We start from the raw sequence: 14,517 nt of genomic DNA, 5'->3' as shown, positions 1-14,517 counted from the left end.
AAATTTTATGCGTTGGATTTTTTAAAGTTTTTAGAAGCATGATCGGCTGCCCTGGCGGTTAGTGCCATATAGGTAAGCGACGGATTCACGCAGGAAGCAGATGTCATACAGGCTCCATCTGTCACATACACATTAGGAACTTCATGAACCTGGTTATTTCCGTTTAAAACAGAGGTTTTAGGATCTCTTCCCATTCTGGCGGTTCCCATTTCGTGAATTCCCAATCCTGGTGCTCCGATATCATCATAAGACGAAATCTCTTTAAATCCTGCTTTTTCCAGCATCTGGATGGCCTGCTCTCTCATATCCTTTCGCATTTTCAACTCGTTTTCCTTGAATTCAGCATCAAACGTGATGGTTGGTAGTCCCCATTCATCCAGTTTGTCATAATCGAGAGTCATTTTATTTTCATGATACGGTAAAGTTTCTCCGAAAGCTAACAGTCCCATCGTCCATCCTCCCGGCTCGGTGAGTTTTTCCTTCAGTTCTTTTCCGTAACCCACTTCAGCAATCATATCCTGCCAGTTTCCGCGGCTGGCACCACCCTGGTAACCGTAGCCACGTACAAAATCAAGATTGTCTTTATTTCCTTCTAGGTTTCTGAAACGAGGCAGGTATATTCCGTTAGGTTTTCGTCCTTTATAATAAGAATCCTGGAAACCGTCATATTTACCCGAAGCACCAACTCGGAAGTGGTGGTCCATAATATTGTGTCCCAGTTCCCCACTGTCATTTCCTAGTCCGTTTGGAAAACGGTCAGATTTTGACTGCATCAGAATGCTGGTAGAAGCCATAGCCGATGCGCAAAGGAAGATCACATTTGCATAATATTCGAATTCTTCCTTGGTTTCCGTATCGATCACTTTGACGCCTTTCGCACGTTTGGTTTCTGGATCATAAATTACTTCGGAAACTATCGAATAAGGTCTCAGATCCATATTTCCGGTCTTGGCAGCAGCCGGCAGTGTAGAAGAGTTACTGCTGAAGTATCCTCCATAAGGACAACCTCTGATACATCGGTTTCTAAACTGGCATTTATTTCTACCTTCAAATTTCTTATCTCCGGTAATATGCGCTACCCTTCCGGAAGTCATGACCCTTCCGTTGAAGTTATCTGAAATACTGGTTCTGAAATAATCCTCCACGCAGTTCAGATCCATAGGCGGCAGGAATTGCCCGTCTGGCAACTGGCTCAATCCAAGTTTTTCCCCACAAACCCCAATAAAAGATTCTACTTTATCATACCACGGCGAAATGTCTTTATAACGAATTGGCCAGTCAACACCATGACCATCCAGTTTATTAGCCGCAAAATCGAGGTCGCTCCAGCGATAGCTGTGCCTACCCCACATAATTGATCTTCCCCCCACGTGATACCCGCGCATCCAGTCAAAACGCTTCGTTTCATTATAAGGATGCTTTATATCATCAACAAACCAGTGCCTGCTGGACTCGGTAACTGTATAACCGGTACGAGCCTGCTTCTCCTGTCTTTTAACTTCTTCACGTGGAAGTTGTCCTTTATATTTATAATCCCACGGATCGTCGTTCATCGTAGGATAATCTTTAACGTGTTCCACCATTCGGCCTCTTTCCAACACCAGTGTTTTAAAGCCTTTTTCGGTTAGTTCTTTTGCGGCCCAGCCTCCGCTGATACCTGTTCCAACAACTATCGCGTCATAGCTGTCATTTTCATAAAAATTGCTCACAATTGTATTGTTTATTGATAATATTAGGGTTCGAAGTCTGTCAAATATATAAATTTAACCCCAAAATTTTACATCTTTAAAAAAAAGACTACATTTAAAATTCATTATTCATAGGCAAATAACTAAAACCTTTTAGCGTCAAACAAAATGAGACTACACTACTTCAAAGTATCGCAGTTGCTGATACTCAGCTTTTTATTGGTGAGCTTTACCTTCACCTCCTGCAAAGACAATAACAATAAGGAACAACAGGGAGAAACCGCCAATGTGGATTCTACCGCGACAGACAGCCTTTTCTTTAAACTTTCACTGGCAGAATGGTCTTTGAACAAACCAATTTTCGCCGGAGAACTGGATCCTATGGATTTTGCCGAAAAAGCCCATGAATACGGTTTTGAAGGCCTGGAATACGTTACCGCTTTTTACGCACAGAGGATCAAGGATGCAGAAGATCCAGAAGCTGAAATGCAGGCCGTATTAGATACCCTGAAAGCAAAAAGTGAAGAATTTGGTCTTCGCAATTTGTTGCTTATGGTCGATGCGGAAGGCGACCTGGCCGCCAATGATTCCGTAGCGCGAAATCAGGCAGTTGAAAATCATAAAAAATGGGTAGATGCCGCAGCATTTCTAGGCTGTCATTCCATTCGTGTGAACCTATTCGGCAGTGATGAAGCCGAAGAATGGAAAACCAATTCTATAGATGGCTTGTCAAAACTGGCGACTTATGCTGAAGACAAAGACATTAATATTCTCGTAGAAAATCATGGCTACCTTTCATCTGATGCGGATCTTCTGGTGGAGGTGATGAAGGGCGTTGGTATGGAAAACGTGGGAACACTTCCTGATTTTGGTAATTTTTGCCTGAAACGTGAAGGCGGCGAACGATGGGAAGCTAAATGTATTGAGGAATACCCAAGGTATGAAGGTGTTGAAAAAATGATGCCTTATGCCAAAGCTGTAAGCGCTAAATCTTACACCTTCGATGATGCCGGAGAGGAAGAGTTGATAGATTACAAAAAGATGCTGAAGATTGTGAAAGATGCGGGCTACACTGGTTTTATCGGGGTAGAATTTGAAGGAACCGACATTTCTCCTGAGGAAGGTATCATGGATACTAAAAACTTATTGATCAATTCAGCCAAACAACTCTAACCCTACAAAATAAGTATCGAAATGAGTAAACTCGTACGCTTTCAACTATCCCTCATGATGTTCCTGGAATTCTTCATCTGGGGCGGATGGTTCGTAACCTTAGGTACCTTTTTAGATTTTAACCTGAATGCATCGGGTGCACAGATCGCTACCGCCTTCTCCACCCAGTCCTGGGGAGCCATTATTGCTCCTTTTATTATTGGGCTTATCGCAGATCGTTTTTTCAACGCGGAAAAGATCCTGGGAATCCTGCATCTGGCAGGCGCCGTACTGATGTATTTAATGTATAACAGCACCAATTTTGCAGAATTTTATCCACTTGTCCTGGGTTATATGATTGCCTACATGCCTACTCTGGCGCTGGTAAATTCCGTTAGTTTCAACCAGATGAAAGACCCTGCAAAAGAGTTTTCATTTATTCGTGTTTTTGGAACTATTGGCTGGATCGTGGCCGGTCTGGTAATTAGTTACGTATTCTTTTGGGATGCTCCGGAAGCTCGAGAAGAGGGAATGCTAAGAAACACCTTCCTAATGGTTGGAATCGCTTCAGCATTTTTGGGGCTTTTCAGCTTTACCTTACCTAAAACTCCGCCAACAGTAGACCGTTCTAAAAAAGTAAGCCTGGTAGAAACCTTAGGTTTGGATGCGCTAAGCCTTCTGAAAAGTAAAAATTTCCTGGTTTTCTTTTTGGCTTCCGTATTAATATGTATCCCTCTGGCTTTTTATTACCAAAACGCCAACTTATTTTTATCTGAAATCGGTACGGAAAATCCAACCGGGTTGATGACCATAGGTCAGGCTTCTGAAGTACTTTTTATGCTACTGCTCCCCTTCTTCTTTAAAAGATTCGGTTTTAAAATGACCATTATCGCGGGGATGATTGCCTGGACCATACGTTATCTGTTATTCGCTTATGGTGATGCCGGCGAGCTCGTTTTTATGCTCATCCTGGGAATTGCTCTTCACGGCCTGTGCTATGACTTTTTCTTTGTGGCCGGCCAGATCTATACCGATTTTAAAGCAGGTGAAAAATTCAAAAGTTCCGCGCAGGGATTGATCACACTCGCCACCTATGGCGTGGGAATGCTGATTGGTTTTTACGTGGCAGGACTTATTAGCGATTCCAACCTGGTGGGCGAAAAACTCCACGATTGGAAATCCATTTGGATCTTCCCGGCAGCCTTTGCATTTGGAGTAATGATCCTTTTCGCCTTATTTTTCAGAAACGAAAAAATAGATAAAAGTCAAATAGAAATTTAAAAACTGTTTATGAGTAAGATTAAACTGGGGATTTTAGGCGGTGGAGAAGATTCACTAATCGGCGTACTTCACCGCGTAGCGTCTTCCATGTTCGATAAATATGAAGTTGTAGGAGGCGTTTTTGACCCTACTTATGACAAAAGTCTCAACTTCGGAAAAAAACTGGGCCTGGATCCTGATCGGCTTTACCGTGACCTGGATCATCTGGTGGAAGAGGAAAATAAGCGTGCTGAAGAAGACCGAATTCAGGTAATTTCAGTGCTTACACCTAACTTCCTGCATTTCCCGATGGCCAAAAAACTCGTGGAAAACAACTTTCACGTCATTTGCGAAAAGCCACTCACCACCACTTATGAAGAAGCCAAGGTTCTGGTAGATCTGCAAGCCGAAAAAGGTAAAATTTTCGGGGTCACCTACACCTACACCGGCTACCCGATGGTGCGACAGATGAAGCAAATGATCGCTGACGGAGTCATAGGGAAAATTCAAAAAGTAGACGTCCAGTATTACCAGGGATGGATCAACCCCATCATCCACGATAAGGAAAAACGTTCGAGTACCTGGAGGCTGGACCCTGGTAAATCAGGCATTAGCTGCTGCATTGGTGATATCGGGACCCATGCTTTCAATATGGTGGAATACGTGACCGGTCAGCAGGTAGAACAGATCCTGGCCGACCTTAATTACCTGTACGAAGATAATCCTATGGATATTGACGGAACAGTGCTGCTCCGTTTTTCAGGTAAAGCAAAAGGCGTTCTCAGAGCCAGCCAGATCGCTACCGGTGAAGAAAACAATTTCACCGTACAGATTTATGGAGAGAAAGGCGGGCTCAAATGGCAACAGGAGAACCCAAATTATCTCTATTTAATGGTAGACGGAAAACCACTTCAGGTGTTAAAACCAGGCCATGTTTACAATTCAGATTTTTCTCTGGAAGGCACCAAGCTGCCACCGGGACACCCGGAAGGTATTTTTGATTCCATGGGAAATATTTACTTGGGAATTGCCAATGCCATCAATGGTAAGAAGAAATTTGACGGTGCCTATCCCCTTTTACAGGAAGGTGCCCGCGGAATGAAATTTATTGAAAAGACCGTTGCTTCTCACAAAGAGGGCAATGTGTGGATAAAACTTGATGATTAATGATGAAGACAATTAAAGGACCTGCCGTATTTCTCGCGCAGTTCATGGACGATAAAGCACCTTTTAATTCTCTGGACGGCCTATGTAAATGGGCTTCGGAATTAGGTTATAAAGGAATTCAGATCCCTACCTGGGAAACCCGGCTAATCAACCTTAAACAGGCTGCTGAAAGTGAAACGTATTGTCAGGAGCTAAAAGGAAAAGTAGAAAGTTATGGCCTGCAGATCACTGAATTAAGTACTCACCTGCAGGGACAACTGGTTGCCGTGCATCCGGCTTATGACCTGATGTTCGATAATTTCGCTCCAGATGATTATAAGAACAATCCCAAAGCCAGAACCGAGTGGGCCGTCAATCAGTTAAAATATGCTGCAAAAGCAAGCAGATTCCTTGGTTTAGACGTTCATGGCACTTTCAGCGGTTCGCTACTTTGGCACACCGCTCACCCATGGCCACAGCGTCCTGATGGCCTGGTGGAAATGGGCTTCGAGGAACTGGCAAAAAGATGGATGCCTATTCTGAATGAATTTGATGAAAATGGCGTGGATGTTTGCTATGAAATTCATCCCGGGGAAGATCTTCATGATGGTGATACATTTGAGCGATTTCTGGATGCCACTCACAATCACAAAAGAGTGAACATTCTTTACGATCCTAGCCACTTCGTGTTACAGCAGCTGGATTATATTGAATATATCGATCACTATCATGAGTACATTAAAATGTTCCATGTCAAGGATGCTGAATTTAATCCAACCGGTAAAAAAGGCATGTTCGGAGGTTATAATGACTGGCGTGATCGAGCCGGAAGATATCGGCACCCGGGAGACGGGCAGGTAGATTTCCAGACGGTTTTCTCTAAGCTTACTGAATATGGCTGTGATGTTTGGGCAGTGCTCGAGTGGGAATGCTGTATCAAGTCTCCTGAACAGGGAGCACGCGAAGGTGCGCCTTTCATCGCCAAGAACATCATTGAAGCCACCCAAAAAAGATTTGACGATTTCGCTGGTTCTGAAATTGATGAAAACCGACTTAAAAAAATACTTGGACTTAAAACCGACTAGCATGAAAAGAATAATATTGGCAGCCGGCTGTTTTGCAATGCTCGCTACAACCGCCTGCAAGAATAATAATGATCAGGAGGCTAATGAAAGAGATCAGGCCATGGTCACCGATACCACTGCTCAAACCACGAAAGATGAATGGAAAGATCTTTTTAATGGGGAAAATCTCGAAGGCTGGAAAGCTTATAATAAAGATAGTATTTCAAGCCAGTGGCGCGTGGAAGATGGAGCTCTTGTCTTCACTCCTGCTGAAGAGCGAAATGGTGCAGAAAACCTGATTTCAAAAGAAGAATTTGAAAATTTCGAACTTAAGATAGACTGGAAAATTTCCGAAGGAGGAAATAGCGGGATCATGTGGGCCGTTCAGGAAGATGAAAAATATGGTGAACCCTATTTAACCGGCCCTGAAATTCAGGTGCTGGACGATGAGCGCCATCCTGATGCAAAAAATGGTCCTAACCGGCTTTCGGGCTCTCTATATGATATGGTGCCCCCGGCAAAAAATGTAGTGAATCCTGCTGGAGAGTGGAACCAGGAGGTCATTCATATCGATCATCAGAAAAATGAGGGCTGGGTGGAACTTAATGGTGAGCGAATCGTAGAATTCCCGGTAAACGGAGAAGGCTGGAACGAATTGGTTCAGAATTCCAAATTTGCCAGTTGGGACGCTTTTGCTAAAGAGACCAAAGGTCATCTGGCATTGCAGGACCATGGCCATGCCGTTTCATTTAAAAATATCAAGATTAAAGAACTGTAAAAAGTTTATTAGTTGAATCCAAAAAGCCATCCTCATCCGGATGGCTTTTTTCTTGCGGAAATGTTCGCTTTTGTTAATCTTATGGAAAGACAGGCGCCGCATTGTTAAGCTATCCTTAAATCTTTGGTAACTGCAGGTTTTAGGGTTACTTTAGATTCGATTTAACTGAAAAATAAACCAATCGAATGATTATGAAACGTATTAGTTTATCCCTGATTTTTTGTGCTGGTCTGGTACTTACCGGATGTAAAGACAACAAAAAAGAAAACGATGAGATGGATTCCATGGATAAAGAGTCAAATACTGAAATGACTTCAGACATGGATCAAAAAGACATGGAAGTTAAAAAGGCAAAAGTGACGCTTCAGGCCACCAACGATTCAGGTCTTACCGGAAATGTGGTATTTACCCAGGAAGACGGTGAAGTTTCTATGACCGCCATGATTTCTGGTCTTGCTGAAGGCGAACATGCCATCCACATCCACGAACAGGGCGATTGTAGCGCGGCAGATGGTTCTTCCGCAAAAGGTCACTGGAATCCAACCGGAGAGCAACATGGTAAGTGGGGTGACTCTAAAGGATACCACAAAGGTGATATCGGGAATTTCAAAGTAGACGCCAATGGTAATGGAACCATTAGCATGAGCACCGATGAATGGTGTATTGGTTGTGGAGACAAGAATAAGGATATTCTTGGACATGCCATCATCGTACATAACGGAGTGGATGATTTTACTTCTCAGCCATCAGGAGCTGCTGGAGACCGCGTAGGTTGTGGTGTGATCGAAGAGAGCACTGGAATGAGCAGTGATATGGATACTGAACAATAGATTTTTTTGAATATTAAGAATAAGCGGCTTAGCGGCCGCTTTTTTTATTTCGGTGTAATCCATATATTTAAAACTTCAATTCCTAACCTATGCAACAAGACGGACTCATCCTGGAACTTCAGAATGGCAATGAAAAAGCCTTTGAAAGAATTTATGAACTCTATTCTGAAAGTGTCTACGGAATCATTTACAGTATCGTTCATGACGAAACGATAGCCGAAGAAATCATGCAGGATGTTTTTCTGAAAATTTGGGAAAATGCCGCCTCCTACAATTCCAGTAAAGGGCGATTCTTCACCTGGATTCTCAACATCGCCCGGAATGCATCGATAGATCAGATACGCTCCAAAAGCCATAAGAACAAACAGAAAAACCTTGCAGCAGATAATTTCGTAGATATTTTAGAGAACAAATCGCATTTCTCTTCCACGACAGATGCCATTGGGATCTCTAAATATATTAATGTTTTGAAGCCAATATGTAAAAAGCTTATTGACCTGTTGTTCTTCAAAGGTTTTACTCAAAAAGAAACCGCCGAAGAACTCGAAATGCCCCTGGGAACGGTCAAGACCAAGAACAGAGCCTGCATAAACAAGCTTCGTGAAATTTTAGCAGAATAATATGGATATACAGGAATATATATCATCCGGAATTCTCGAACTCTATGTTTACGGTGCCTTAACAGAACCGGAAAGCAGAGAGGTAACGGAAGCTTTAAAAGAGTATCCGGAAATTCGCAAAGAAGTAGAAGAAATTGAAAAAGCACTGATAAGTCTTTCATCCGCTGCTGCCCCATCATATGATCCAGAAGCATTACTGGCGAGTATCAAGCGCAAAATGGGCGGCGAAAAAACCGAAACTCCGGTAAAACGCCTCGAGCCACAGGAAAAAACCCATTGGACCGCCTATATTGGCTGGGCCGCCTGTCTCCTTGCCATCGTTGGCCTTTTCTTCATGATTGGTGACAACAACTCCCTGCGGGAACAACTTAATTCTGAGCAGGCACGAAATGCACAAATGGAGCAACAGATCGCTGATGCCCGTGAGAACGCTGATAAAGCGGAAGAATTACTGGCGGTACTCAGAAATAAGGAAATCACACGTATTTCTCTTGAAGGCCAGACAGCCGCTCCGGGAGCTTATGCCTCCGTATATTGGAATAAAAAGGAAAACAAGGCATATATAGATGCGAAAGACCTTCCGGAACCTCCGAGAGGAAAAGTATACCAGGTTTGGTCATTGAAACTGAACCCGCTTACTCCTACCAGTATTGGTTTACTGGATGAGTTTGACCAGGATGATAACAAGATTTTCCAACTGGATAATGCGAACGAATCAGAAGCATTCGGTATTACACTGGAACCTGAAGGTGGAAGCGATGCGCCTACCATGGAACAATTATATGTTCTGGGAGCGGTTGCTGCAACACCATAAGCTCAAATTATACCAAATGAAAAGCCCGGATCCCTCCGGGCTTTTCTCATAAACGCCCGAAGGACTCTCCGGGGGGAGGTTGCCACTTCAGACGTTTAACCAACCAAAAAAATCAAAAACTCAAATCGTCAATCTGACCAAAAAAGTTTTACAAATAGGTATTTGTATCTAGATATACGTAGAGTTCTGATCCCCGGTTTTAGAGAAGTGCTATTTTAACAGTTTTTATCAGTGTTCCAGCCAGGTTTTGAAGTCTTTAACCCGTTCCCGGCTTACGATAACCTGGGAATCTGTGTGACCTGCCAGCTTTAATTCCAGTCGGGAATTAGTATACGAAATAATGTCTTCGATCGCCCTGATGTTGATGATGTGTTTTCGGCTTACACGGAAGAAAACTTCAGGATCCAGCTCTTTCTCCAAATTTTCCAGAGATTGATCTAACAGGTAATTCCGGCCGCCCTGGCTCTGAATGTAAGTAGCTTTATTTTCTGAATAAAAACAGGAAATTTCCGAAGTATTGATCAGTTTCAAATGCTGGCCAACCTGTGCAGTGAAACGGTTACGATAGGTTTTAGAAGATTTCAATCCCAGTAGTTCCTGAAGTTTTCCCACTTCTACCTGCTCACTCCGTTTTTCGAAATTGGTCTGGTATTTTTCGATAGCCGCTTTCAGTTCTTCTTCATCAATAGGTTTCAGCAGGTAATCTATACTATTTACTTTAAAGGCCTGCAACGCATATTCGTCGTAGGCGGTGGTAAAAATAATCGCGCTCTGGACTTTTACGTGTTCAAAAATTTCAAAAGAAACCCCGTCGCTCAGCTGGATATCCAGGAAAATGAGATCGGGATCCTTATTGGCCGAAAGCCAGTTCACCGCTTCTGCAACCGAGTGTAACATAACATCGGTTTCCAGACCGATCCTGCCTAGCATGCGCTGCAGTCTTCTGGCCGCGGGTCTTTCGTCTTCAATTATAATTGCAGTCATCTATTCCCAGCGCTTTTGATTGTCTTTTTCCATATATTCCCGGATCTTGCGCTCTTCCCATTCTTTATTGAATACTGGATTCAACCTAAAGGTTTTCATGGCGTCAAAAGCCAGACCTATTCCCCAGCCGAAAGTTGCCCAGAGAAACCAGGGATAAGCCCATTCATTCGTGTAGTAATTAATACCGGCTAACAAGATGTTGATTACGATGAAGGTAAAAAGATGATTATAGAATTCCCGCAATTCTTTGACGCGTTTCTGGGCTTCCAGATATTTCTGATTAGTTTTTTCCATGACCTGTATGATTTTGAAATTTTTCTTTTTTAATGATCTCTTCGATCTTGCGACGTTCCCAGTCTTTACCTAGGAATGGGCTCCATTCGAAAGCGGCCATCCCGTGGAATAGCAATCCCAGCCCCCAACCCAGCATTGGGAAGAAGAACCAGTAAAAGCTGGTAGTTAGAAAATTGATGATTGCCAGGGCTGGAATAATGATGCAGTAAGCGGTAAGGTTTCCGTAAAATGCACGTTGATTTTTAACCATTTCCTTAGCTCTTAGATAAGAATCAGCTTCGTACTGATCCTGAATGCTTGGTGCTTCCATAATAGTGATTTTAGTTAGTAGTGGTAATGCCACTTTAAATTCGGTGGCAGTTGTGGTAATCGTTACCTGCCGGTGCGTCACCAGGTCGTAGCGGGCTTTAATATTGGCCAGGCCTACTCCGCTCCCTTTTTTAAGAATTTCCTTCGGCTGGAGATTATTGGCAATGATTAGCTGACCTTCTTCTTCCATAATGCGGATTCTTAAGGGCGACTGGGCAGATACCTGGTTGTGTTTGATCGTATTTTCGAGCAGTAACTGCAGGGAAAGGGGAACGATTTTGGCTTCCGGATTTTTGATTTGATCAGGAATTTCAAAGATCAGTCCTTCCTCGAAACGCACTTTGAGTAATTCTGAATAAGTTCTGGCAAATTTGATCTCCTCTTCCAGGCTCACCAGTTCTTTATTCTTCTGCTCCAAAACATAGCGATAAATTTTAGAAAGAGAACTGGTAAATCGCTGCGCCATAGCTGGGTTTTCTTCTATCAGGGAACTCAGAACATTTAAGCTGTTAAACAGAAAATGAGGATCCAGCTGATTTTTCAAGGCATCGAATTTGGCCGAAGCAGTCCCGGCAATGATCTTCTGCTCCTTAACCTTTTTGTCCTGAAGTGCTTTATAAAAGTAGAACAGGTGAAATCCCAGCGCGACGATCGTGGTAAACAACAACGGAAAAAAATAATAGCTGATGCTTTCTTCCGCTAGAAAATCATCCAGTGCCTGATTATTGAAAATGGTTTTGTCTACCAGCCTGCAAAAGAAAAAACCGGAAAGCGTCAAAACGATGGAGCCAAAACTGGCCATGGCCACCTTCTTCAAATTGGCGTTCTCCCATCCTACTCTTTTTCCATATTGCCAGAAAAACAGACTGTTTAGAAAAGTTATGACGAATGAATAGAAAAAATAAGTGCCCCAATAGGCAGGTTCCAGCATTTTATGGTAACGAAAACCGTTGAATGTCGTGTCCAGCGCGATGACGACCAGCGAAACGACTAAACTGATTTTCAATATTTTCAGGATAAATTTCATGAGCTTCAATTGTACTGCGAATGTGAATTAATTTTCAGGCTTCGGAAAAAAGGCTTTACTGAATTGTCAAAATCTCGTACTGAATCGTTCTACAAAACCGCAATTGTTGATTTCCTTTCCGAAAATTAAAAAATCTTTAACATTAAAATGAATATCTTGAAAGCTAATCAAGAAACTATTACTATGACCATTTTTGAAGCATTGCGCCAGGAACATGAGATCCAGCGTGATTTGATACAAAAACTTATTGAAACACACGGAGATACCGAGGAGCGAAAAAAACTTTTCAAAATATTAAAGCACGAACTGGAGATTCATGCTGACGCGGAAGAGCGTTTCTTCTATGTGCCGCTTATTCAGAAGGATCTTACACAGGAAAAGGCACGTCACAGTGTTGCAGAACACCATGAAATGGATGAGCTGGTAGAGCAGCTGGAAGACACCGAAATGGATGCTTCTAATTGGCTGAAGATCGCCAAAGACCTGGAACACCAGTTGATCCATCATTTAGATGAAGAAGAACAGGAAGTTTTCCAGATGGCCGGTAAAGCTCTTACAGAGAACCAAAAGACCAGCCTGGCGAGCGATTACAATAAATACATTAAGGAGAACAGGTAAATTTACACCTTATCCCTCTCGATCTCCATGCTTTTTTCATGCCCCTTAAAGGGCCTGATGATGAGGCGTGCCGCTTTATCAAAATTGATATAGTTATACGTCCAGTTAAAGAAGGTCACGATCCTGTTTCTGAAACCAATAAGGAACCAAAGGTGAATGAACATCCAGACGAACCAGGCGAAAAAGCCGGAGAATTTCCATTTATGAAGATCAACCACGGCCCGGTTGCGACCAACTGTGGCCATGGTTCCTTTATCAAAATATTCAAAAGGTTCCAGTTTCTCTCCTTTGATCAGCTTTTTTAAATTTTTTGCAAGATGTTTCCCCTGCTGGATAGCGGGTTGGGCAACCATGGGATGTCCTTTTGGGTACTCCTCTGTTTTCATAAGAGCAATATCTCCAATAGCAAAAACCGTGTCGTAGCCATTCACCTGGTTGAAAACGTTTACTTCGTAACGATTGGCTTTTTCTACCATTGCTGAGGCATTCAGACCTTTTACCGGCGCCCCGGTCACTCCGGCAGACCAGATAAAGGTTTCACTCTTGATGGCAAGATCGGTATTCGTGGTCACCAGGTGGCCGTCATAATTCTTTACCATCGTATTCAGGTGAATTTTAACACCCAGTTCTTCCAGAAACTTTTGTGCTTTTCGAGAGGCCTGTTCACTCATTGGCGGCAAAACACGATCCATGCCCTCCAGTAAGTGAATGTTCATTTCGGCGGGATTCAGGTCTGGATAATCCTTCGGAAGGATATTATTCCGAAGTTCGGCGATGGCTCCACTCAACTCCACACCCGTTGGCCCGGCTCCGGCGAGTACAAAATTCAGAAGCGCTTTCCGCTCTTCAGGATCCTCCGTAATCGTGGCCTGTTCGAGATTTTCCAGGATCAAACTCCGAATATTCAATGCCTGCGGAACGGTTTTCATCCACATCCCGTTTTCCTCGATGCTGTCATTTCCGAAGAAATTGGTCTTCGATCCCGTCGCGATCACCAGGTAATCATATATCAGTTCCCCGATATTGGTATGAATGGTATTGGTTTCTGCTTCGATCGATTTTACTTCGGCCATTCGAAAAAAACAGTTCTTACTGTTGCGCGTGATCTTCCGAAGTGGATAGGCAATGGAATCTGGCTCAAGACCCGAGGTGGAAACCTGGTATAACAACGGTTGAAAAGTATGGTAGTTATGCCGATCCAGTAAAACCATCTGGACGTCTTCTTTGAGTAGTTTGCGGGCCAGTGCCATTCCGGCAAAACCTCCTCCAATTATTACGATTCTCGGTAATTCGGTGCTTGGGATATTCATAAAAAGGTTGGTTTTAATCAAATTTACCAATTCGTTACGCGCTGAACGAGCGATTAACTTTAAATTAAAGTTTTTTGTAACATAGTAGGAAAATTCACTACCTATTAAGGCCAACCAGAAGAATTGTGAATAAAGAATTAGAACATCAGTTCGTAAAAAAACTGGAAAAACATCAGAACATTGCGCATAAGATTTGCCGGATCTATACAGATGATCAGGACTCGCACAATGATCTTTTCCAGGAGATCACGATTCAGCTCTGGAAAGCTTACCCAAAGTTCCGGGGAGATTCCAAATTTAGTACCTGGATGTACAGGGTAGCGCTGAACACGGCCATCACGCTGTATCGAAAGAAAAAACGCAACATTAAAACGCAGGATTATGATACGGTGCATTTCAGGATCAAAGCAGAAGAATATGACGGGCAAATTGAACAGAACCTGAAACTGATGTACGACGCGATCAAGCAACTGAATGATATTGACAAGGCCCTGGTCTTTCTGTACTTGGAAGATCGAAATTATGCCGAAATAGCTGAAACCCTCGGAATTACTGAGGTGAACGCACGAGTGAAAATGAACAGGGTGAAAACAAAACTAAAGAACATTATTAATCCGTAGGAC

At 43.0% G+C, this 14,517-nt stretch carries 15 protein-coding genes; 10 read left to right on the top strand and 5 right to left on the bottom strand.

From position 1 onward, the window contains the following. Positions 1-5: 5 nt before the first annotated feature. Entirely contained in the window at positions 6-1,709 is a 1,704-nt protein-coding gene (locus tag GRFL_RS14305) for a GMC oxidoreductase (protein WP_083645268.1), read from the bottom strand. A gap of 147 nt (positions 1,710-1,856) precedes the next feature. Between GRFL_RS14305 and GRFL_RS14300 the strand changes: the two genes are divergently transcribed. The 8 genes from GRFL_RS14300 to GRFL_RS14265 all read left to right on the top strand — a co-directional run bounded on the left by GRFL_RS14300 (position 1,857) and on the right by GRFL_RS14265 (position 9,352). After that, positions 1,857-2,861, top strand: a complete 1,005-nt coding sequence (locus tag GRFL_RS14300) for a sugar phosphate isomerase/epimerase family protein (RefSeq protein ID WP_083645267.1) — start codon at positions 1,857-1,859, stop codon at positions 2,859-2,861. 21 nt (positions 2,862-2,882) lie between these two features. Continuing rightward, complete coding sequence (locus GRFL_RS14295) at positions 2,883-4,121, top strand: MFS transporter (RefSeq protein WP_083645266.1); 1,239 nt, start codon at positions 2,883-2,885, stop codon at positions 4,119-4,121. Positions 4,122-4,130: 9 nt separating this feature from the next. Further along, positions 4,131-5,267 (top strand): Gfo/Idh/MocA family protein, encoded by a 1,137-nt coding sequence (locus GRFL_RS14290; RefSeq protein WP_083645265.1) that lies wholly within the window; start codon positions 4,131-4,133, stop codon positions 5,265-5,267. Positions 5,268-5,269: 2 nt separating this feature from the next. Further along, positions 5,270-6,331, top strand: coding sequence for a sugar phosphate isomerase/epimerase family protein (locus GRFL_RS14285; protein WP_083645264.1), 1,062 nt, complete (start codon positions 5,270-5,272; stop codon positions 6,329-6,331). 1 nt (position 6,332) lies between these two features. Next, complete coding sequence (locus tag GRFL_RS14280; protein ID WP_083646162.1) at positions 6,333-7,088, top strand: 3-keto-disaccharide hydrolase; 756 nt, start codon at positions 6,333-6,335, stop codon at positions 7,086-7,088. A gap of 191 nt (positions 7,089-7,279) precedes the next feature. Beyond that, positions 7,280-7,918, top strand: coding sequence for a superoxide dismutase family protein (locus tag GRFL_RS14275; RefSeq protein WP_083646161.1), 639 nt, complete (start codon positions 7,280-7,282; stop codon positions 7,916-7,918). A gap of 89 nt (positions 7,919-8,007) precedes the next feature. Then, positions 8,008-8,538: an RNA polymerase sigma factor gene (locus GRFL_RS14270; RefSeq protein WP_083645263.1), complete on the top strand. Its 531-nt coding sequence runs from the start codon at positions 8,008-8,010 to the stop codon at positions 8,536-8,538. Between the two features lies 1 nt (position 8,539). Next, positions 8,540-9,352: an anti-sigma factor gene (locus tag GRFL_RS14265; protein ID WP_083645262.1), complete on the top strand. Its 813-nt coding sequence runs from the start codon at positions 8,540-8,542 to the stop codon at positions 9,350-9,352. 228 nt (positions 9,353-9,580) lie between these two features. On the opposite strand, the gene GRFL_RS14260 is transcribed toward GRFL_RS14265, so the two are convergent. From GRFL_RS14260 to GRFL_RS14250, 3 genes are read right to left on the bottom strand one after another with little or no spacing between them, the layout of a single operon-like run. After that, a complete protein-coding gene (locus GRFL_RS14260; protein ID WP_083645261.1) occupies positions 9,581-10,336 on the bottom strand; it encodes a LytR/AlgR family response regulator transcription factor in 756 nt (251 codons plus the stop codon). Continuing rightward, a complete protein-coding gene (locus GRFL_RS14255; protein ID WP_083645260.1) occupies positions 10,337-10,630 on the bottom strand; it encodes a 2TM domain-containing protein in 294 nt (97 codons plus the stop codon). It abuts the gene before it with no gap. Continuing rightward, entirely contained in the window at positions 10,617-11,966 is a 1,350-nt protein-coding gene (locus tag GRFL_RS14250) for a 2TM domain-containing protein (protein ID WP_083645259.1), read from the bottom strand. Before GRFL_RS14250 ends, GRFL_RS14255 begins: the two co-directional genes overlap by 14 nt. A gap of 183 nt (positions 11,967-12,149) precedes the next feature. Between GRFL_RS14250 and GRFL_RS14245 the strand changes: the two genes are divergently transcribed. Beyond that, positions 12,150-12,584 (top strand): hemerythrin domain-containing protein, encoded by a 435-nt coding sequence (locus GRFL_RS14245; protein WP_083646159.1) that lies wholly within the window; start codon positions 12,150-12,152, stop codon positions 12,582-12,584. Between the two features lie 2 nt (positions 12,585-12,586). Here the strand turns inward: GRFL_RS14245 and GRFL_RS14240 are convergent, their stop codons facing one another. After that, positions 12,587-13,894 (bottom strand): NAD(P)/FAD-dependent oxidoreductase, encoded by a 1,308-nt coding sequence (locus GRFL_RS14240; RefSeq protein ID WP_083646157.1) that lies wholly within the window; start codon positions 13,892-13,894, stop codon positions 12,587-12,589. Positions 13,895-14,019: 125 nt separating this feature from the next. On the opposite strand from GRFL_RS14240, the gene GRFL_RS14235 reads away from it, so the two are divergent. After that, on the top strand, positions 14,020-14,514 hold the full coding sequence (locus GRFL_RS14235) for an RNA polymerase sigma factor (RefSeq protein WP_083645258.1): 495 nt from the start codon (positions 14,020-14,022) through the stop codon (positions 14,512-14,514). The last annotated feature ends 3 nt before the right edge of the window (positions 14,515-14,517 follow it).

Source organism: Christiangramia flava JLT2011, assembly GCF_001951155.1.
In the GTDB taxonomy this organism is placed as follows: Bacteria; Bacteroidota; Bacteroidia; order Flavobacteriales; family Flavobacteriaceae; genus Christiangramia; species Christiangramia flava.
The sequence above is the reverse complement of the archived record's forward strand: the minus strand, read 5'-3'. Positions and strand labels throughout refer to the sequence as shown.